The sequence below is a fragment of the Sulfitobacter sp. D7 genome, from assembly GCF_003611275.1.
GTDB classification, from domain to species: Bacteria; Pseudomonadota; Alphaproteobacteria; order Rhodobacterales; family Rhodobacteraceae; genus Sulfitobacter; species Sulfitobacter profundi.
This window is the reverse complement of sequence record NZ_CP020694.1, coordinates 1,065,335-1,084,626: the sequence shown is the minus strand read 5'-3', so window position 1 is coordinate 1,084,626 and position 19,292 is coordinate 1,065,335. Positions and strand designations below refer to the sequence as shown.

At 62.2% G+C, this 19,292-nt stretch carries 24 protein-coding genes; 15 read left to right on the top strand and 9 right to left on the bottom strand.

What is annotated here, in order from left to right:
• Positions 1 to 95 precede the first annotated feature (95 nt).
• From B5M07_RS05205 to B5M07_RS05195, 3 genes are read left to right on the top strand one after another with little or no spacing between them, the layout of a single operon-like run.
• A complete protein-coding gene (locus B5M07_RS05205) occupies positions 96 to 1,271 on the top strand; it encodes a serine hydrolase domain-containing protein (RefSeq protein ID WP_120350509.1) in 1,176 nt (391 codons plus the stop codon).
• Between the two features lie 16 nt (positions 1,272 to 1,287).
• Entirely contained in the window at positions 1,288 to 1,671 is a 384-nt protein-coding gene (locus B5M07_RS05200; protein WP_120350508.1) for a DUF2237 family protein, read from the top strand.
• A gap of 2 nt (positions 1,672 to 1,673) precedes the next feature.
• Complete coding sequence (locus tag B5M07_RS05195) at positions 1,674 to 2,252, top strand: DUF4893 domain-containing protein (RefSeq protein ID WP_120350507.1); 579 nt, start codon at positions 1,674 to 1,676, stop codon at positions 2,250 to 2,252.
• A gap of 15 nt (positions 2,253 to 2,267) precedes the next feature.
• On the opposite strand, the gene B5M07_RS05190 is transcribed toward B5M07_RS05195, so the two are convergent.
• The 6 genes from B5M07_RS05190 to B5M07_RS05165 form a co-directional block, all read right to left on the bottom strand.
• Positions 2,268 to 2,801 carry a helix-turn-helix transcriptional regulator gene (locus B5M07_RS05190; RefSeq protein WP_067625949.1) on the bottom strand — a complete coding sequence of 178 codons (534 nt, stop codon included), beginning with the start codon at positions 2,799 to 2,801 and terminating at the stop codon, positions 2,268 to 2,270.
• A 203-nt stretch (positions 2,802 to 3,004) separates the two neighbouring features.
• Positions 3,005 to 3,271 carry a hypothetical protein gene (locus B5M07_RS05185; protein WP_067625952.1) on the bottom strand — a complete coding sequence of 89 codons (267 nt, stop codon included), beginning with the start codon at positions 3,269 to 3,271 and terminating at the stop codon, positions 3,005 to 3,007.
• A gap of 39 nt (positions 3,272 to 3,310) precedes the next feature.
• Positions 3,311 to 3,577, bottom strand: a complete 267-nt coding sequence (locus B5M07_RS05180) for a tryptophan synthase subunit beta (protein ID WP_120350506.1) — start codon at positions 3,575 to 3,577, stop codon at positions 3,311 to 3,313.
• Positions 3,578 to 3,616: 39 nt separating this feature from the next.
• Positions 3,617 to 3,883, bottom strand: a complete 267-nt coding sequence (locus tag B5M07_RS05175) for a tryptophan synthase subunit beta (RefSeq protein WP_120350505.1) — start codon at positions 3,881 to 3,883, stop codon at positions 3,617 to 3,619.
• Between the two features lie 434 nt (positions 3,884 to 4,317).
• Positions 4,318 to 5,550: a tryptophan synthase subunit beta gene (gene trpB, locus B5M07_RS05170; RefSeq protein ID WP_120350504.1), complete on the bottom strand. Its 1,233-nt coding sequence runs from the start codon at positions 5,548 to 5,550 to the stop codon at positions 4,318 to 4,320.
• 96 nt (positions 5,551 to 5,646) lie between these two features.
• Entirely contained in the window at positions 5,647 to 7,584 is a 1,938-nt protein-coding gene (locus tag B5M07_RS05165; RefSeq protein WP_120350503.1) for an AsmA family protein, read from the bottom strand.
• Positions 7,585 to 7,646: 62 nt separating this feature from the next.
• Here B5M07_RS05165 and rimO point away from each other — a divergent pair, with 62 nt between their 5' ends.
• On the top strand, positions 7,647 to 9,020 hold the full coding sequence (gene rimO, locus B5M07_RS05160) for a 30S ribosomal protein S12 methylthiotransferase RimO (protein WP_120350502.1): 1,374 nt from the start codon (positions 7,647 to 7,649) through the stop codon (positions 9,018 to 9,020).
• A 16-nt stretch (positions 9,021 to 9,036) separates the two neighbouring features.
• Here rimO and B5M07_RS05155 read toward each other — a convergent pair whose 3' ends face one another.
• Positions 9,037 to 9,531, bottom strand: coding sequence for a lactoylglutathione lyase family protein (locus tag B5M07_RS05155; RefSeq protein ID WP_067625967.1), 495 nt, complete (start codon positions 9,529 to 9,531; stop codon positions 9,037 to 9,039).
• 95 nt (positions 9,532 to 9,626) lie between these two features.
• Between B5M07_RS05155 and B5M07_RS05150 the strand changes: the two genes are divergently transcribed.
• From B5M07_RS05150 to trhA, 3 genes are all read left to right on the top strand, one after another.
• Complete coding sequence (locus B5M07_RS05150) at positions 9,627 to 10,517, top strand: LysR family transcriptional regulator (protein WP_120350501.1); 891 nt, start codon at positions 9,627 to 9,629, stop codon at positions 10,515 to 10,517.
• 140 nt (positions 10,518 to 10,657) lie between these two features.
• Positions 10,658 to 11,041 (top strand): hypothetical protein, encoded by a 384-nt coding sequence (locus tag B5M07_RS05145; protein WP_120350500.1) that lies wholly within the window; start codon positions 10,658 to 10,660, stop codon positions 11,039 to 11,041.
• Positions 11,042 to 11,110: 69 nt separating this feature from the next.
• Positions 11,111 to 11,731 (top strand): PAQR family membrane homeostasis protein TrhA, encoded by a 621-nt coding sequence (gene trhA, locus B5M07_RS05140; RefSeq protein ID WP_120352155.1) that lies wholly within the window; start codon positions 11,111 to 11,113, stop codon positions 11,729 to 11,731.
• Here the strand turns inward: trhA and B5M07_RS05135 are convergent.
• Positions 11,728 to 12,084 carry a YigZ family protein gene (locus tag B5M07_RS05135; RefSeq protein ID WP_120350499.1) on the bottom strand — a complete coding sequence of 119 codons (357 nt, stop codon included), beginning with the start codon at positions 12,082 to 12,084 and terminating at the stop codon, positions 11,728 to 11,730. The two genes, trhA and B5M07_RS05135, sit on opposite strands and share 4 nt — an antisense overlap.
• Positions 12,085 to 12,088: 4 nt before the next feature.
• The gene (locus B5M07_RS05130; RefSeq protein ID WP_409202624.1) at positions 12,089 to 12,823 is read right to left on the bottom strand and encodes a M48 family metallopeptidase; all 735 of its coding nucleotides are present in this window, start codon (positions 12,821 to 12,823) and stop codon (positions 12,089 to 12,091) included.
• 164 nt (positions 12,824 to 12,987) lie between these two features.
• Between B5M07_RS05130 and B5M07_RS05125 the strand changes: the two genes are divergently transcribed.
• The 8 genes from B5M07_RS05125 (at position 12,988) to B5M07_RS05090 (ending at position 19,292) form a co-directional block, all read left to right on the top strand.
• On the top strand, positions 12,988 to 13,218 hold the full coding sequence (locus tag B5M07_RS05125; protein WP_067625976.1) for a hypothetical protein: 231 nt from the start codon (positions 12,988 to 12,990) through the stop codon (positions 13,216 to 13,218).
• A gap of 10 nt (positions 13,219 to 13,228) precedes the next feature.
• Positions 13,229 to 14,107, top strand: a complete 879-nt coding sequence (locus tag B5M07_RS05120; RefSeq protein ID WP_067942742.1) for a branched-chain amino acid aminotransferase — start codon at positions 13,229 to 13,231, stop codon at positions 14,105 to 14,107.
• Positions 14,108 to 14,204: 97 nt separating this feature from the next.
• Positions 14,205 to 14,663 (top strand): universal stress protein, encoded by a 459-nt coding sequence (locus B5M07_RS05115; RefSeq protein ID WP_040700546.1) that lies wholly within the window; start codon positions 14,205 to 14,207, stop codon positions 14,661 to 14,663.
• Between the two features lie 136 nt (positions 14,664 to 14,799).
• Positions 14,800 to 15,360, top strand: a complete 561-nt coding sequence (locus B5M07_RS05110) for a NifU family protein (protein ID WP_067942740.1) — start codon at positions 14,800 to 14,802, stop codon at positions 15,358 to 15,360.
• Positions 15,353 to 15,976: a tRNA (adenosine(37)-N6)-threonylcarbamoyltransferase complex dimerization subunit type 1 TsaB gene (tsaB, locus tag B5M07_RS05105; RefSeq protein ID WP_120350497.1), complete on the top strand. Its 624-nt coding sequence runs from the start codon at positions 15,353 to 15,355 to the stop codon at positions 15,974 to 15,976. Before B5M07_RS05110 ends, tsaB begins: the two co-directional genes overlap by 8 nt.
• Positions 15,973 to 16,428 carry a GNAT family N-acetyltransferase gene (locus B5M07_RS05100; RefSeq protein WP_120350496.1) on the top strand — a complete coding sequence of 152 codons (456 nt, stop codon included), beginning with the start codon at positions 15,973 to 15,975 and terminating at the stop codon, positions 16,426 to 16,428. Before tsaB ends, B5M07_RS05100 begins: the two co-directional genes overlap by 4 nt.
• Before the next feature lie 107 nt (positions 16,429 to 16,535).
• Entirely contained in the window at positions 16,536 to 17,537 is a 1,002-nt protein-coding gene (locus B5M07_RS05095; protein ID WP_120350495.1) for a BMP family lipoprotein, read from the top strand.
• 135 nt (positions 17,538 to 17,672) lie between these two features.
• Entirely contained in the window at positions 17,673 to 19,292 is a 1,620-nt protein-coding gene (locus tag B5M07_RS05090) for an ABC transporter ATP-binding protein (RefSeq protein WP_120350494.1), read from the top strand.

Sequence of the window (19,292 nt, the reverse complement as noted above, 5' to 3'; positions counted from 1 at the left end):
CTGACGTTCAGCCTGACGCCCAGCCTGACTGACGCAATGTCGGGCTGGCCCCCGCCCCTGCGCCGTGGTTCACTGAAACTGAACAGGGGGACATCATGCGTACATTCGGAAAATGGCTTGGCCGGGTCTTGCTCGCGCTTTTGGTGGCGGCAGTGGTCATCGGACTTTGGAAGCGCGAAGAGATTGAGCGGCTTCTGGCGGTGAACTCTCTCTTCTCCGAAGAGAAGATCGTGCATAACTTCAGCCATATGGATGGCGCGTTTCTTTCTGCCCCGATTTCGCGCGGGGACGGGCTGACCAGCGAACTTGCCTACGGCCCTGAGACCGAACTGCCCGATGCCGTCGACGACTGGATCGCGGCGCGCGATGTGACCGCGCTGGTGGTGCTGAAAGACGGTGCCATCGTCTATGAGAACTATTTCAAAGGCACCGGCCCCGAAGACCGCCGGATCAGCTGGTCGGTGGCGAAAAGCTATCTCTCGGCTCTGGTGGGCATCCTGCTGGAGGAAGGGCAGATCGCATCCCTCGACGATCCGGTCACGAAATACGCGCCCAATCTCAGAGGCAGCGCCTATGACGGGGCAAGCTTACGCAACGTGCTGCATATGGCCAGCGGCGTCACCTTCGACGAGGACTATCTCGACTACGATTCAGACATCAACCGCATGGGCCGGGTCGTGGCCTTGGGCGGCAGGCTGGATGACTTCACTGCCGAACTGACCGAGACTTTCACCCAGCCGGGCAGCCAGTGGCAGTATGTCTCGATCGACACCCATGTCATCGGCATGGTGGTGCGCGGGGCCACCGGACGCAGCGTGCCGGAGTTGCTGAGCGAAAAGGTCATCGCGCCCTTGGGTCTGGAACATGCGCCCTATTACATCGTTGATGGTTCAGGCACTGCCTTCGTGCTGGGCGGGCTGAACATGACCACACGCGACTATGCCCGCTTTGGCCAGATGTTTGCCCAAGGTGGCCAATGGAACGGCAAGCAGGTCGTGCCCGAAGAATGGGTGCAAGCCTCAACCAACCCCACCGCCCCCACTGCGGAGGGGCAGATCGGTTACGGCTACCAATGGTGGATCCCCGTGGGCGCAGCAGAGGGGGAATATATGGCGCGCGGCATCTATGGGCAGTACATCTATGTCGACACCGCCCGCGATGTCGTCATCGCCACCAACGCCGCCGACCGTAAATTCCGTGAGGCCGGGGTGGCGGAGCAGAATATTGAGATTTTCCGCGAGATCGCGACCTCCGTCTCTGGCGGGACCTAAGGCAGAAAGGGAAGATATGACACCCGACAGCAGCATCAACGTCCTGAACCAGCCCCTCGTGATCTGCGGGACCGACCCGGTGACGGGCTTCTTTCGCGACGGGCATTGCAACACCTGCGCGCAGGATCAGGGCAGTCATACGGTCTGCGCGGTGATGACGGCAGAGTTTCTGGCCTATTCGAAATATGTCGGCAATGATCTAAGCACCCCGCGCCCCGAATTCGGCTTTGTCGGGCTCAAGCCGGGCGATCCTTGGTGCCTTTGTGCCGCGCGTTTCTTGCAGGCCGCGGATGAGGGCTGCGCGCCGCGGGTGCACTTGGCCGCCACGCATCTGCGCGCGCTCGATATTGTGCCGCTGGACGTGCTGCGCGACCATGCCATCGACGAAAGCGAGGGATAATCATGCGCCTGCGCCTCCTGCCCCTTCTGCTGCTGTTGCCTGTCTCCGCATGGGCGGAAACCACGCTCCGCCCCGCCGATAGCGCCCGGCTGGACAACTTTGACGCTGCCTTTGGCGATGCCATGATGCAGGGCTTGGCGGGGGGCGAAGCGGGGGACGTGGCGGCCCTGACACGCGCGCTCTCCGGGCAACCACAGGTCGCCTTTTCCGCCGATTTGCAGGGGGAATGGTCCTGCCGCACGATCAAGCTTGGCGGGATCAGCCCGCTGGTGGCCTATTCCCCGTTCAAATGCCGCTTCACCGCCAGTGATCGCGGGTTCACCTTTGAAAAGCTTACCGGCTCGCAACTGACGCGGGGGGAGATCACCCTGCGCGCGGGCCGTGCGATCTATGCTGGGGTGGGCTATGTCCGGGGCGAAACACCTCCCGATTATGCCGACCTGCCCGAAGATTTCACCTCTGGCGGCAAGGTGCAAAGCGACGTGGCGGTCTTTCAGCGGGTCAGCCCCACGCGGGCGCGGCTGTTGTTTCCGTCACCGGCTATTGAGAGCGATTTCGATATTCTGGAACTAACGCGCTAAGGCGCCACGCCGCCCTTAGGCCGCGTGGCAAAGCTGCAGTTTCGACTTCGGACGCGGCATCAGCGCATCGTCCATCAGGTCTTCGATAAAGGTGCTTAGAAGCTGGGTCCGTCCGGTTACGCCCGCTTTGCGGTAAATCGCGTTGGTCTGCGCTTTCACGGTGCCTTCGGAAGTGCCGCGCATCTCAGCAATGTCTCGTGTATTCAAACCCTTTGTCAGGAAAATAGCCACGTCCCGCTCTGCCGGGGTGAGGTGCCATTCGCGAAAGTGTTCTTCGAGCACATCAGCGAATTCCACCGTACAATGACGCAGCGCCGTCTCTGCCCGCTCGGCGCGCTGGAGGCTCATTCGCAGGGCCATCCAGCCCAGAACGACCCCAAGGATCAGACCCAAAACCTGGATCCCTTTGTTCGGCCCGATGTCAGCCAGAGGGGTGCCAAAAAGCGTTACGCCCCGACCCTCCAGTGCAAAAACGAGCACGAAATAGACAGTGGCGTTAAACTGTAGAGCGGCGATAACCCACAGTGCGATCTTTTTCTTATTATTCATGGTGAAGCCTTGCCTTGGTATCCGCCGTATTTAACCGCGGCACACCGAAGTGCAAGGGATGGCGGCCATGCGCCGTGATCAACCCTTAGTGATTTGGCACCCGCCCCGAAGGGCGAGTGCATTGTCTTGAGGCCAGTATAAGGGAGGCTTCGCTGGCCGGAAGATTGTTTTAGCGCAATGCCTTAGATGGCATCAGCCCGGATTTAGCGCGGGAAGCTGTTCACTTTCGCGGCGTCTTGCGCGGCGGGAAAGACGGTGACGGTGACGTCGGATGTGTCTTCGGCGCGGAAGGTGCCGCTGTTGAAGATGTCCAGTTTCACGTTGTCGACCGCGTCATTGCGGCTGGAGTAGGAAACGCCTGCATCCGCTTTGTCGTTATAGCCGATTTGCTGGCCTTCCATGCCTTGGGCGAAAGCAGCGGAACCTGCTGTTGCGAGGATCAGGGCGGTTGTTGCGAGTGTCTTTTTCATGTCGTGTCCTTTCGGGGGAAAGTTGGGGTCGCGCCGTGATCAGCGCGGGAAACGGTTGACCGAAGCGTCGCTCTGCGCGGTCGGGAAGACGGTGATGGTCACGTCGGACAGGTCTTCGGCGCGCAGGATACCGGCTTTGAAGTTTTCCAGTTTGGTCTCATCCACAGCTTCGCTGCGGCTGGAGTAGGAAACGCCATTGTCGGTCTTGTCGTTGTAGCCGATGCGCTGGCCTTCCATGCCTTGAGCGAAAGCAGCGGTGCTTGCTGTGGCGAGGATCAGGGCGGTTGTTGCGAGTGTCTTTTTCATGTCGTGTCCTTTCGGGGGAAAGTTGGGGTCGCGCGGTGATTAGCGCGGGAAGCGGTTGACCGAAGCGTCGCTCTGCGCGGTCGGGAAGACGGTGATGGTCACATCGGACAGGTCTTCGGCGCGCAGGATACCGTCTTTGAAGTTTTCCAGTTTGGCCTCATCCACAGCTTCGCTGCGGCTGGAGTAGGAAACGCCATTGTCGGTCTCGTCGTTGTAGCCGATGCGCTGGCCTTCCATGCCCTGTGCGAAGGCGGCTGTGCCTGCTGTGGCAAGGATCAGTGAGGCGGTTGCGAATGCGTTTTTCATATCGTGTTCCTTTTCAGTCCCGGGGTGGGTTGCGAGCCGATCATCAGTGACGCGGCGTCGTTGGGATGACATGGAAAAGGGCATTCGAGGGGGTATTGGCTATCTGCCCCGGGTTTAAATCGGCCGATCTAAACCCCTGTAAGAGCGTCATAAACTTTGGTTTACGGAGCCATGGCAGAGCGAAAAACGAGGGAAAGATGCCTTAGCGTCAAGCCTGCAAGGGCGAAACAGAGTTTCGCGGGCAGGCGCGCGGGCTGTAGGCGAAGGCTAGCGGGTCTTTTCTCAATGTGAAAGTTTTTTCGCTCTTTTTTGGCAAAGAACTTCGCCCCCGGCGCAAAGTTTATGCGAAAATCGCGCGATTGGCTTCGGCCCAAAAAAACGGGCCCGCGTTTTCACACGGGCCCGTCAAATTCTAATCAGATTCGGAAGCGGATTTAGGCGAATTCACCCATGTCGAAGTCCAATGCCCGGGCGACGGTGAAGATATCTTTGTCGCCACGGCCACACATGTTCATCACCAGCAGGTGATCTTTCGGCAGTTCCGGCGCGATCTTCATCACATGCGCCAGCGCATGGCTGGGCTCCAGCGCCGGGATGATCCCTTCAAGCGCACAGGACAGCTGGAACGCTTCCAGCGCCTCACGGTCGGTGATCGAGACGTATTTCGCGCGGCCAATGTCGTGCAGCCACGAATGCTCTGGCCCGATGCCCGGATAGTCCAGCCCCGCTGAGATCGAGAAGCCTTCGAGGATCTGCCCATCGTCGTCTTGCAACAGATAGGTGCGGTTGCCATGCAGCACGCCGGGGCGGCCCCCGGTAAGGGAGGCGCAATGCTCCATCTTTTCGTTCACGCCTTTGCCGCCAGCCTCGACACCGATGATGTTCACCGACTTGTCGTCAAGGAAGGGATAGAACAGGCCCATGGCGTTCGACCCACCACCGATGGCGGCAATCAGCGTGTCGGGCAGACGGCCCTCGGCCTCCTGCATTTGTTCGCGCACTTCTTTGCCGATGATGCTTTGGAAATCGCGGACCATCGCCGGATAGGGGTGCGGCCCGGCCACGGTGCCGATGCAATAGAAGGTGTCGCGCACATTGGTCACCCAGTCGCGCAGCGCGTCGTTCATCGCATCCTTCAGCGTGCCACGGCCCGAAGTCACCGGCACCACTTCGGCGCCCAGCAGGCGCATGCGGAAAACGTTGGGCGCCTGACGCTCAACATCATGCGCGCCCATATAGACCACGCATTTCAGCCCGAACTTGGCGCAGACCGTCGCTGTCGCCACACCGTGCTGGCCCGCCCCGGTTTCCGCGATGATGCGTTTCTTGCCCATGCGGCGCGCCAGAATAATCTGGCCCAGCACGTTGTTGATCTTATGCGCGCCGGTGTGGTTCAGCTCGTCGCGTTTCATATAGACCTTGGCGCCGCCCAGATGCTCGGTCAGCCGTTCGGCGTGATAAAGCGGGCTGGGGCGACCGACGTAGTGGGTCCACAGATCATGCATCTCGGCCCAGAAACTGTCGTCGGTCTTGGCCTTCTCATATTGCTCTTCTAGCTCAAGAATGAGCGGCATCAGCGTTTCCGAGACAAAGCGCCCGCCGAAATCGCCGAAACGGCCCTGTTCGTCGGGGCCGGTCATGAAGCTGTTGAAAAGATCGTTGGCCATTGCGCCTCTCCTAGAATGTCGCGCCAGCCTTACCGCAGCCCGCCCCCATGCGCCACCATGAGTTTCGCGCGAAGGGCGGGCGGGCAAGGCTTCGCGCTAGTCGAAGAGTTTGAACAACTCGCGTTTCAACGCATTCTCCAACTCATCCTTCACGATATCCTCGGTTGAGCGGCTGTCATCCGGCGAGATACTCAACTCTTCTTGGATTTTCTCGCGCACCACATCCTCGGCCCGCTGCTTTTCCTCGGCGAAATTCAAGTCGATCGCGGCGCGCAGATCGGCCTTGATCTCAGGGTCCGCCCATGGCCCGGTGATCCGCACCGGCACCGCCAGCCCGCCGCGCGCGGCATTGACGCGCAGCGCTTTGGGGGTGACGGTATAGTCGAGCGTCCGTGCGCCCAGATTGACCTGCCCTGCCCCGGTCGCGTTGAAGTTCGGCAGCAGCATCAGCAGATCGTCATTGCGCAAGATACCCTGAGCGATATCGAACGTCGCATCCACGGAATCAAATACCGTACTGCCGCCCTTGGCATCGACCGAGCCCAGTAGCGCGTCTAGATCGATCCCGGCAATCGTGCCGCGCCCCATGGTCAGCACCCCCGCCCCACTGAGCGAGCGCATGATTGCATCTACGGACTGCCCGGAGCCGAGGAACGACACCTCCGCAGTTCCGTCCCCGGTAAAGCGCGTCACCCCGGCGGTATCCTCCAACAGGTCGCGCATCTGTACGCCCTGCGCCCTCAGCTTGCCCCCCACGGATAGGCCGCTGCGGTTGTTCATCACGAATTCACCGGCAACCTTGCCGCCATAGGCGCTCATATCCTGCAGATCGAACACCATCCGCGCGCGGTCGTTGCGCAGCACGGCCCGTGTGGGCCCAAGAGCGAGTTGCCCCAGATCAATGCTCTCAGCGCTCAGCGCGATGTCGCCGTCGAAAGCCGCAAGCCAATCCGCGTTGATTTCCTGCCGAGACCACCCCTCCAGACCCGCCGTTGTCGGGCTGCCGCTGCCGCCCGTCTCTGCCGTTTCGTCCGACAGGGCCGAGAGGTCCAGCGCCCCGGTGCGCAGGTTCGCGGTGATCCTCGGCGTGCCGTTCAGCGCCAGATCGGCTTGCCCGGTCAGGCTATTGCCGCCCAAATCCACCGCGATGTTGCGCAGCGCCAAACGCCGATCTGCCGTCAGCGTCAGCCCACTGCGCAGATCGACCGACTGGCCCAACCCCCGTGGCAGCGTGACACCGCCCGCCCCGAAAGACGCCAGAAACCGCGCCGTATCGGGGCTATCGACCCGCAGATCCCCCGCCAGTGCACCATTGAGCGATCCGCGCCCATCGAAAGAGACTTCGCCCCCGCGCGTCGCAACATCCGCGCGCAGTGGCTGCACGCCGCCCTCCAGAAAATCCGCAAAGCCTTCGATCCGCGCGGCAAGCTGAACCGCCTCCCCCGCCGGGGCCATGCTGGCGGTGATATCCGCGGCCCCGCCCCGCTCGGGCCAATCGAGCGCCAGATCGACACCTTCATAGCGCAGCACATCGGCCCCTTCGGCGTCATAGATCAGCGTGGCATCGGTCACCGTCAGCTTCTGAATGCTCAGGGGGCGGCGGCTGGCGGTCGGTTCGCTCTGCGTCTCAATCCGCGCACCGCTGCTGCTGTCGGTGAACTGCCAACTCGCCCGCCCGTCGCGGCGCTGCTCCAGCCGGATCACCGGGCTTTGCGCCGCGATATTGGTGATGCGTATCTCACCGCGCAAAAGCGCGCCCGCATCCACCCCAATCGCTGCATTCGCCGCCGTCAGCATCGCGCCCTTATCGGTCCAATCGGCATTGCCGACCTCAAGCCCGCCCGCAGTCACCCCCAGCACCGGCCAGAGCGTCACGCCCACATCGCCGGTGATTGACACCGCGCGCCCGGTCATTCGGCTGAGTTGGTCACTTGCGATCCGCGCGATCCGGTCACCCGGCAGCAAAAACAGCCCCCCCAGCACAATCACACCGATCAGCAACAGCGCGCCGATGCCGCGTATAATCCATCTCATGGCTCTCTCCTCCTGCCCGGCGGCTCTTTCCCCGCTCACTCGCATGCCTTATAGCGCAATGCATGAGCACAAACCCACCCAATCTGCGCCCCGACCTCGCCCCACAAGCGAAGATCAGCAACCCCGCCCGCCCCGGCCAGCCGACAATCGGCATGGTCAGCCTTGGCTGCCCCAAGGCGCTGGTGGATTCTGAACGCATCCTGACGCGGCTGCGCGCCGAGGGCTATGGCGTGTCGCCTGACTACGCAGGTGCCGACGCGGTGATCGTGAACACCTGCGGTTTCCTCGACAGTGCCAAGGCCGAGAGCCTTGACGCCATTGGCGAAGCGCTGACCGAGAACGGCAAGGTGATCGTCACCGGCTGTTTGGGGGCCGAGCCTGACTATATCCGCGAACACCACCCCAAGATCCTCGCCGTGACCGGCCCGCATCAATATGAACAGGTGCTCGACGCGGTGCATGGGGCAGTGCCGCCCAGCCCTGACCCGTTTATCGATCTGCTGCCCGCGCAACAGGTCTCGCTGACCCCGCGGCATTACAGCTACCTCAAGATTTCCGAGGGCTGTAACCACAAGTGCAAGTTCTGCATCATCCCCGACATGCGCGGCCGCCTGCAAAGCCGCCCCGCCCACGCGGTGATGCGCGAAGCCGAACGGCTGGTCGACAATGGCGTGAAGGAACTGCTGGTCATCAGCCAAGATACCTCTGCCTACGGGGTCGACATCAAACACGCCGAAGACCGTGGGCACCGTGCGCATATCACCGATCTCGCGCGTGATCTTGGCTCGCTTGGCGCTTGGGTACGCCTGCACTACGTCTACCCCTACCCCCATGTGCGCAAACTGATCCCGCTCATGGCCGAAGGGCTGGTGCTGCCCTACCTCGATATTCCCTTTCAACATGCCCACCCGGATGTGCTGAAACGCATGGCCCGGCCCGCGGCGGCCTCCAAGACGCTGGATGAGATCGCCGCGTGGCGCGATACCTGCCCCGACATCACCCTGCGCTCGACCTTCATCGTCGGCTATCCGGGTGAGACTGAGGCCGAGTTCCAAACCCTGCTCGATTGGCTGGACGAGGCGCAACTCGACCGGGTCGGGTGCTTCCAATATGAAAACGTCGAAGGCGCGCGGTCGAACGCCCTGCCTGACCATGTCGCGCCAGAGGTCAAACAAGACCGCTGGGATCGCTTCATGGAAAAGGCGCAGGCCATTTCCGAGGCCAAGCTCGCCGCCAAGGTCGGCAAGCGCATCGACGTGATCGTTGACGAGATCGACGAAGACGCTGCCACCTGCCGCACCAAGGCCGACGCGCCTGAGATCGACGGCAACCTTTTCATCGACGAGGATTTCCAGAAACTCAAAGTCGGCGATATCGTTACCGTTGAAGTCGAAGAAGCAGGCGAATACGACCTTTGGGGCCGTCAGATCACCTGACGCCCCCGGTGACCGATCAGGCGTAGGCGCCTGCCGAATAGGTCAGTTCATAGCTGTGGCTGTAAAGCTCGAACACGATGCCAAAGGGGTCTTCGACATAGACCATGCGGTAGGGTTTCTCGCCCGGGAAATACTCCCGCACCGGCATCCGCTGCTTGCCGCCCGCCGCGACGATCCGCTCCAACAACCCTTCAACATCCGGGTCTTGGATGGCAAAATGGAACGTGCCGTGGCGCTTGTGCTCTAGCTTCTCCTCGGGGGCGTAATTGCCGGGGAATTCAAAGATTTCGATGCCGATGCCATCCGCTGTCGCAAGATGGGCAATGCGCAGCGAACCCCAGCCGGGGCCGAAGACATCGGTGCACATGACGCCGATGGCCGTGTCTTCTTCTACCGCTTCGGTGGGCTGCATCACGACGTAAAAGCCCAACACTTCGGAATAGAATTTAACCGCAGCGTCGAGGTCCGGCACGGATAGGCCGATGTGGGAAAAGGTACGGGGGGTGGTCATGGGGTATCTCCTGTTTGCGTTGAGCTTGAGATAGACAGGCACGCCCCACATATGAAATTATCAAACCTCATCTAAATCATAACGAAACGTTTGATATGCTGAATGCCACTTGGCTTGAGACCTTCACCACCCTTTGCGAGGCGGGCCATTTCACCCGCACGGCAGAGCGGCTCAACATGACGCAGCCCGGCGTGTCGCAGCATCTGCGCAAGCTTGAGGATCAACTGGGCCAGCCGCTGATCGCCCGCGATGGGAAAAGTTTCACCCTGACCCCGGCGGGCGAAGCGCTGTTCGAGACCGGCCTTGCCCGCCGCCGCGAAGAGCAGCGACTGCGCGAACGGATCGCCACCGATCTGCCCGACTGCGGCGTGGTGCATATCGCCTGCTCCGGCAGTTTCGCCATATTGCTCCAGCCCCTGCTGCTAGAGTGGATGGCCAACGCGCCGGACCTCTCCCTGCACCTCGAAGCCGCACCCCAAGCCACGATCCGCGCCGGGTTGCTGGATGGGCGGTTCGATCTGGGCGTGCTCGCCGATGATCCCGCCCATGCCAGACTGGAAGCCCAGCATCTGGGACGCGAGGAACTTTGCCTTGTTCTACCGGTTAATGCATTGGAACAGATAGAAAGTTTCGCCGATCTTGAAGCGCACGGCTTCATCGCGCATCCCGATGGCTTTGCCTATGCCGACGATCTGTTGCAGTTGAATTTTCCGGGCAGCTATCCGGGGGCCGACCGGATCCGCCTGCGTGGCTATGTGAACCAAATCGGCCAGATTCCGGCGGCGGTGGCGCGGGGGGTGGGCTACACGCTTTTGCCCCGCAGCGGGGTCGAGACTTTTGCCGCGAAGGACCAGCTTCGGCTGCTGCCTCTGCCCAAACGGCGCTGGCATGAACTTTGGCTCGCCTCGCGGCGTGGGCGGCCCCTGCCCGCCCGAATGCGCAGAGCGGCAGAGCTTATCGCTGAGGCCGCTGCGAGATTGCACTAGGTCGCACAATTCGCCGATATTGTGGAACCAAACCACCTCCCTACTAGATATACCTACAAGAAAGGGCGCGACTACGGAGAGACTTGAATCTGTTCCCTTTCTGTTCTATATGTAGAACGCAGTAGCAGAGGAATGACCACATGTCTTTTCAACCTCAGTTTCCCGGCATCTTCGATCCTGACCAACAGGGTCGCCCGCCGCGCGGCAGTGACAGTGCACAGCCCAAACAGGCCGACCGCCGCATGCCCGCGACCGAAAAACAGATGCAATACGCCCGGACCCTTGCCAAGAGAACGGGCGATGACCTTCCCGACGGGATCGAAGCAGACCGCGCAGCGGTTTCGGAATGGATCGACGCCCATAGGCCGCAGGCGCTGGAGGGGCCGTTTGCCGCCTACCCCTCGGCCAAACAGGTCGCCTTTGCCGAACGCATCGCGCGCTTGAAACGCCGCGATGTGCCGCAGGAGTGTTTTCGCGACAAAACCCTGATGTCGCGCTGGATCGACGGCAACAAACCGCGCTGATCCGTCGGGCCGCCCGATTGACGCTGCGTCACCTATGGCATGGCAGAACGACGCTGCTACCTTTTCGGCATGGCTTATCCGACCTCCATTTCTGAGACCTTGGCTGATGGCACAGTGCATCTGCTCAGCCTCGGATTTGCTATCCCTGCCAGCATCTTTCTGATGATGCACGCCGCAGGTCAGGAGGGCACGCTGACCGCCACCGTGATCTATGCGGCGTGTATCCTTGCCTCCTTCACCGCCTCCGCCGTCTACCACCTGCTGCCCTTCGACCGCAGTCGCGCTTTTCTGGGCCGTGTCGACCACGCGGCGATCTATTTCAAGATCGCGGGCACTTACACGCCGCTTGTCATGGTGATCGGCTCGGGATTTGCCTACGGCATTTTGGGCGTGGTCTGGGCGCTCGCGGTGATCGGCGCGGTGGCAAAGCTCTGGTTCTGGCGCACCGATGCGCGGGGGTCACTGGCGCTCTACCTCGGGATGGGGTGGCTCTCGGTCCTGTTGATCTACCCGATGTGGCACAATTTGCCCGGTGCCGCCTTGGCGCTGGTGGCCGCGGGCGGGCTAACCTATTCGGCGGGCACATTGATCTATGCCCACCCCGGCATGCGCTATCAAAATGCGATCTGGCATGTCTTTGTGTTGATCGCCACGGCCTGTTTCTTTGCCGCGATTGCACTGAGCCTTTAGGCCGCCACCGCATCCAGATAGGCCCGCACGCAGGTCTGGACATGGCGAAAGCGATCTCCGCCCAGATGTTTGCCGCCGTACCAACGGGTGACGACGATAAGGTGATCTTCCAGCCCTTCCCGCTCCAGCATGCGCAGGATCACCATCCCGGCACCGGATTCGCCATCATCTCCTTTCAGCGGGCCGCCGTCTGAGAACAGCACCGCCCATGTGTTATGCGTGGCCTTGGCGTAGGATTTCTCGCGCTTGAGGTCTTTTAACGCGGCGTCGACCTCGGCACGATTGCGCGCGGAACAGCCCGACACCGCGTATTTCGATCCGCGGTCGTTCAGTACCTGCCCCAATTTGCGCAAACCGTCACAGCCCCGCCATGGTGCGCCGCACGATATCGATCCGCGAACTGTTGGGCGGATGCGTGCCAAGGAAACGGTCGCCGGGATCGGGAATGCGGGTAAAGAATTCCGCCCCCCGCAACGGATTATAGCCCGCCCGCGCGGTGATGATCGTGCCAAGCGCATCGGCCTCAAGCTCGAAGTCCTTAGAGTACCGCCGCGCGCCGACCTCAGCACCCAGTTCCTGCGCCGTGCGCACAGCGGTCGCGTCCCCACCGCTGAGCGTGGCGATCCCGGCAAAGATCACCGCGCCCGCCATGGCGTTTTGCTGCTGGCGGCCAATATGGCCCGCGATGTGATGCGCGGCCTCATGGCCCAGCACGAAGGCCAGTTCGTCTTCGTTGCGGGCATCGGCAATCAACGCCAAGGTAAAGGCGACAATCGGGCGGCCGTTTTTATCTAACGTTTGAAAGGCGTTGGCAGGCTGGCCGGGGCGATCATCGACCACGATATTGAAGTCGCAATTCATCCCCGTGGTGCGGTTGCGGCACTCCCGCTCGGCCACGGGCTCAAGCGTGCGAACCACCTGCACGAAGCTCCGCGCGGCGGCGTTCGCGCTTAGCCGTGGGCCCGACTGCCCAGTGGTCTGCTGCCCGGTGGTCTGCGGCCGGTCGACCTGGATCGGCCCTGTCTGAACCGGTGCCACCTCGCAGGCCGAAAGCAGGGCGATGACGGCAAATGCGCCAAGGGCATTCAACAATTTCACGGCAAGTCCTCGCTCGGTTTTTCCTCGCCCACCTGTCTATCATGACGCCCCGGCGCTGCCACCCCCGTTCACAGAGCTTTGACGTCCCAACGGCGGTCTTGCGCTTGGCCGCACAAAGCCTGTCTTGCGCTCGCGAGCACAAAGCCTAATGTGCCCTCATGTTTACCATCGAGCACGAATTCGACGCCACCGTCATCACCCTGATCGACGAATCCGACGCCCCCCTGCGCGAGGACGTGACCGTCTCTGCCTTTGCAGGACAGATCACGATCGAGCAATGGGACGCGCGCACTGACCGTGTGGTTAAGATCACCCTGTCCCCCGCGCAGCTGAGCGATCTGACGGCGGCATTGAACCTGCCCGAGGGCATCTACCGCAGCAATTCCTAAGGATCGTCACATGGCCACCGGCACAGACATCAAGACCTATTTCAACGGCGCATGGCACGACGGCGATCTGCCCACCATCAAGGCTGCCGATCACGGCGCATGGCTCGGCACCACCGTCTTTGACGGGGCGCGGCTGTTTGACGGGCTGGCCCCCGATCTTGAGGCGCATTGCGCGCGGATCAACCGCTCTGCCCGGGCCCTCATGATCACCCCCACGGTCGAGACCGAGGACATGATCGAGATGTGCCGCGAGGGTCTGAAAAGCTATTCGCGCGATCAGGCGGTCTATATCCGTCCGATGTATTGGGCGCTGGCGGGCGACGAGTTGGGCATCGTGCCGCGCGAAGGCGCCACCGGTTTCGCCATCAGTCTAGAGGCCATCCCCATGGCCCCGCCAGAGGCCGCAACCACCCTCACCCGCACCCGCTTCCGCCGCCCGGTGCTGGAGGATAACGTGGTCAATGCCAAAGCAGGCTGTCTCTATCCCAACAACGCCCGGATGATGGTCGAGGCGCGGTCCAAAGGTTTCGGCAACGCGCTGGTGGCCGATGCCATGGGCAATGTCGCCGAAAGCGCCAGTGCGAACGTGTTCATGGTCAAGGATGGCGAGGTCTTCACCCCCATTCCCAATGGCACGTTCCTTGCCGGGATCACCCGCGCACGGCATATGTCGAACATGCGCGACGCGGGCATGAAGGTGCATGAGACCGTCCTCAGCTTTGACGATTTCCATGCCGCCGATGAGGTCTTCCTGTCGGGCAATATGATGAAGGTCACCCCCGTCCGCGCCTTTGACGACACGCAATATGGCACCGGGGACAACCAGAACCCGGTGACCCGCCGCGTGCGCGAAATGTATTGGGATTGGGCCGCAAGTCAGCGCGGCTGAAGGTCCGGGCGGCAGCGGCGCGCAAAAGCAATTGCCAGCGCCGCCCGCCCGCGCCATGATCACACCGCACCGGGAGGAGGTGCGGAGAGAGGGTTTGATGCGGAAATTCCTAGTGGTGCTGGACGATAGCACCGAATGTTTGAATGCCATGCGCTTTGCCGCTCTGCGCGCGGCGCGCACCGGGGGCGGCGTGGCCGTCCTGTCGGTGATCCCGCCCGAAGAGTTCAACCATTGGATCGGCGTCGGCGACCTGATGCGCGAAGAGGCCCGCGAGCGGATCGAGGTGCATTTCGAGGTCTTCGCCAAATGGATGCGCGACAAACAAGGCGTCGATCCTGAGTTGATCATCCGCGAAGGTGAGCCCACGGATGAGATCATCCAACAGCTTTCAGATGACCCAGACATCGGCGTGCTGGTGCTCGGCGCCAGCGGCGACCGCAAGAAAGGCCCCGGCCCGCTTGTTACGCAATTGTCGCGCTCTGCCGGGGCTCTGCCTGTGCCGATCACCATCGTGCCCGGCGATCTCAGCAAGGAACGGCTCGAAGCGATCACTTGACCGCAGCCTGCGCCTGACCCAGCCCTGCATCCCGCCCCTCCGTGTGGGCCACACACAATTTAGAACGGTTCTAAACCTTGACTTGCCGCCCGCGCGGGCGCATATCAGAACCCACGCCGAAAGCGAGGTACACCCCATGTTCATCCAGACCGAATCCACTCCGAACCCCGCAACGCTCAAGTTCCTGCCGGGTCAGACCGTGCTGGAGATGGGCACCGCCGATTTCCCGACCCCCGATGCCGGGGCGACATCGCCGCTGGCCCAACGGCTCTTTTCCGTTGAGGGTGTGACGGGCGTGTTCTTCGGCACCGATTTCGTCACCGTGACAAAGCAAGACGCGGTGGAATGGGACCATGTGAAACCCGCCCTGCTGGGCGCGATCATGGAACATTTCCAATCCGGTGAGCCGGTCATGGCCTCTGACCACCAGCCCACATCGGGCCACGCCGCCCATGATGGCGAAGACGGTGAAATCGTCGGTCAGATCAAAGAGTTGCTCGACAGCCGCGTGCGCCCTGCCGTGGCCCAAGATGGCGGCGACATCACCTTTCACGGGTTTGAGCGTGGCGTTGTCTATCTGCACATGCAAGGCGCCTGCGCGGGCTGCCCCTCGTCCACTTTGACGCTGAAAATGGGCATCGAAAACCTGCTGCGCCACTACATCCCCGAGGTGACAGAGGTTCGTCCGGTTGCCTGACCATCGCGCAAGCGGGCCGCTCATTCTGGCCTTCGACACATCGGCCGCGCATTGCGCGGCCGCTTTGCTGTCGGGCGACCGGGTATTGGCGGCGCGCGTGGAGCCGATGACCAAGGGCCAAGCCGAACGGCTGTTGGTGCTTTGCGAGGAACTGCTGAGTGACGCGGGGGTGGCCTACGCCGATCTTGACGCGCTTGGCGTTGGCATCGGACCGGGCAATTTCACCGGCATCCGCATCGCCGTTTCCGCCGCGCGTGGGTTGGCGCTTGGCCTTGGCATTCCGGCAGTCGGGGTCGATGCCTTTGACGCATTGCACGAGGGTCACGATGGCCCCTGCGCCTGCGCCGTGGATGCACGGCGCGATCAGGTCTTCCTCCAAGGCTTTGACAACGCAGGCATTTCCACCCCCGCCCTTTACGACGCATCCGGTCTTCCGGCCTTCACCGGCCCCCTCATCGGCGCGGGCGGAGAGCCCCCCGCCATGCCGGTGGCCGAAGCCATCGCCCGCATAACGGCCCGCCGTTTCGCCGACAGTCCAGCCCGCCCCGCGCCGCTTTACCTGCGCCCCGCCGATGCCGCCCCGGCGCGCGACGCGGCCCCGGTGCTGCTGCCGTGACACCAGCCGCGCTTGCGGCCCTCCACGCCGCTGCCTTTACCCAAGACAGACCGTGGCAGGAGGCAGAGTTTGCCAGCCTGCTGGACAGCCCCTTCGTGGAGCTTTTCACCCGCCCCGGTGGCTTTGCCCTGACCCGCACCATCGCGGGCGAATCTGAACTGCTCACCCTCGCCGTCGACCCTGCCCGGCAGCGCCAAGGGCTGGGCCGCGCCCTTCTGCACGACTGGTTGGCGGCCCTGCCGGCCGACTGTGACAGCGCCTTTCTTGAGGTTGCCGCCGACAATCTGCCCGCCCGCGCACTCTATGCGAATGAAGGCTTTGCCCAAATTGCCACCCGCCGTGCCTATTATGCGCGCAGGGGTGTGGCGGCGGTCGATGCCTGCATTCTGCGGCGCATGTTGACCCGTGGTCACTGTGGCGATCCCGCCGCCCTGCCCGCAAAAAGCGGTTGACCCTACCCCCTGCCTGCGCCCTAAATTACACCTGATCATATGATCCACAAACGCCGTGGCGGCAGCACCTGCCCGACCGCCCGGCACCACAAACCGGGAGACGATAAATGACCCTCATGACGAAATTCCTCGGCGCAGCCGCAGGCTTGGCCCTGACATCGGGCGCCGCGCTGGCCGAACCCGCGCTGATCTTTGACCTCGGCGGCAAGTTCGACAAAAGCTTCAACGAAGCGGCCTTCAACGGCGCGACCCGCTGGGCCGAAGAAACCGGTGGCAAATTCGCCGAGATCGAAATGCAGTCCGAAGCGCAGCGTGAGCAGGCTCTGCGCCGCTTCGCCGAATCCGGTGCCAACCCGATCATCACCATGGGTTTCGCCATGGCCGATCCGCTCTCGACAGTGGCCCCTGATTATCCCGACACGAAATTCGCCGTGGTCGACGTGAACTGGCTCGACCTGCCCAACGTGCGTCAGGTCAGCTTTGCCGAGCATGAGGGGTCCTACCTTGTCGGCGTGATGGCCGCGATGGCATCTGAGTCGAATACCGTCGGCTTTGTCGGTGGCATGGACGTGCCGCTGATCCGCCACTTTGGCTGCGGCTATGCCCAAGGCGTCATGGCGACCAACCCCGATGCCAAAGTCATCGCCAACATGACGGGCACAACCCCCGCCGCTTGGAACGACCCGGTGAAGGGGTCTGAGATCACCAAAGCCCAGATCAACCAAGGCGCTGACGTGGTCTACGCCGCAGCAGGCGGCACCGGCGTGGGCGTGCTGCAAACCGCCGCCGACGAAGGCATCCTGTCGATCGGCGTGGACAGCAACCAAAACCACCTGCACCCGGGCAAAGTCCTGACCTCGATGCTGAAACGTGTCGATGTCGCGGTCTATGACGCGATGATGGCGGGCGAAGACCTCGAAGTTGGCGAAGTTGTGACCCTCGGCCTTGCCGAAGAAGGTGTCGGCGTCGCCATGGACGAGCATAACGCCGATCTCGTGACCGAAGAAATGAAGGCCGCCGTAGACGAAGCGCGCCAGAAGATCATCGACGGCGAGATCAAAGTGGTTTCTTACTACGAGAATGACAGCTGCCCGGCGCTGGACTTCTGAACTTAGATTAACCAAAATGACCACAAGGGCCGCGCCGTTCCACCGGCGCGGCCCTTTCCGAACATGACAGCGTGACACGGACAAAGATGGCTCATTTCCAGATCAAGGGCCGCCACGCCCGCAGGACCTTTTGATATGACCGATACCGCCCCCGCTACCGGCACCGCGCCAGCGATCGAACTCAAAGGCATCTCCAAAGCCTTCGGCCCTGTGCAGGCCAACAAAGACATCTCGATCCGCGTGATGCCCGGCACGATCCACGGGATTATCGGCGAAAACGGCGCGGGCAAATCGACGCTGATGTCGATCCTTTATGGTTTCTACAAAGCCGACGCGGGTGAGATTTTCATCAGTGGCAAAAAGACCGAGATTCCCGACAGCCAAGCCGCCATCTCGGCGGGCATCGGCATGGTGTTCCAGCATTTCAAGCTGGTCGAGAACTTCACCGTGCTGGAAAATATCATTCTGGGCGCCGAAGATGGCCGCCTGCTGAAGCCCTCGCTCTCCAAAGCCCGCAAAACACTGATCAGCCTGTCTGAGGACTACGGCCTCAACGTCGATCCCGACGCGCTGGTGCAGGACATCGGCGTCGGCATGCAGCAGCGGGTGGAGATCCTCAAGGCGCTCTACCGGCAGGCCGACATTCTGATCTTGGACGAGCCGACCGGCGTGTTGACCCCTGCCGAGGCCGACCAGCTATTCCGCATCCTCGGGCGCCTGCGATCTGAGGGCAAAACCATCATCCTCATCACCCACAAGCTGCGCGAGATCATGGAGATCACCGACACCGTGTCGGTCATGCGCCGGGGCAAGATGACCGCGACCGTGAAAACCGCCGAGACCTCGCCGCCGGAACTGGCCGAGCTGATGGTCGGGCGTAAGGTATTGCTCCGCGTGAATAAAAAGCCTGCCACACCGGGCGATGTGATCCTTGATGTCAAAGGTCTGCGCGTGGTTGACGACAAGGGCGTCGAGCGTCTGCGCGGCATCGACCTGCAGATCCGCGCGGGCGAAGTGCTGGGCCTTGCGGGTGTTGCGGGCAACGGCCAATCCGAACTTCTCGAAGTGCTGGGCGGCTATGCCGATGGCACCGGCAGCGTCACGCTAAACGGCACGCCGCTGGACCTTTCGGGCAAGAAATCCGACGGCCAATCGCGCCGCGCCCGCGGCGTGGCCCATGTGCCCGAAGACCGCCAGCGCGAGGGTCTGATCATGGATTTTCAGGCGTGGGAAAACAACGTCTTCGGCTACCACCACGACGACCGCTTCAACAGCGGAATGTTGATGGACCACGCGGCCATCCGTGCCGATGCCGAAGACAAGATGGAACGCTTTGACGTGCGCCCGCCCGACCCGACGCTGGCGGCCAAGAACTTCTCGGGCGGGAACCAGCAAAAGATCGTTCTGGCCCGGGAGATCGAGCGCAACCCCGACCTGTTGCTGATCGGCCAGCCCACACGCGGCGTCGACATTGGCGCGATTGAGTTCATCCACGAGCAGATCATCGCCCTGCGCGATCAAGGCAAGGCGATCTTGCTGGTCTCGGTCGAACTCGAAGAAATCCTTGCCCTGTCGGACCGCATTGCAGTGATGTTCGACGGACAGATCATGGGCGAACGCGCCGCCGACCAGACCGACGAGAAAGAACTGGGGCTGCTCATGGCTGGCATCACCGACACCGAAAACGAACACAGCGTGGCCGAGGTCGAAGCCAATCTCGCCCGCGCCGGCGGCGACGCCAGCAAGGAGATCTGA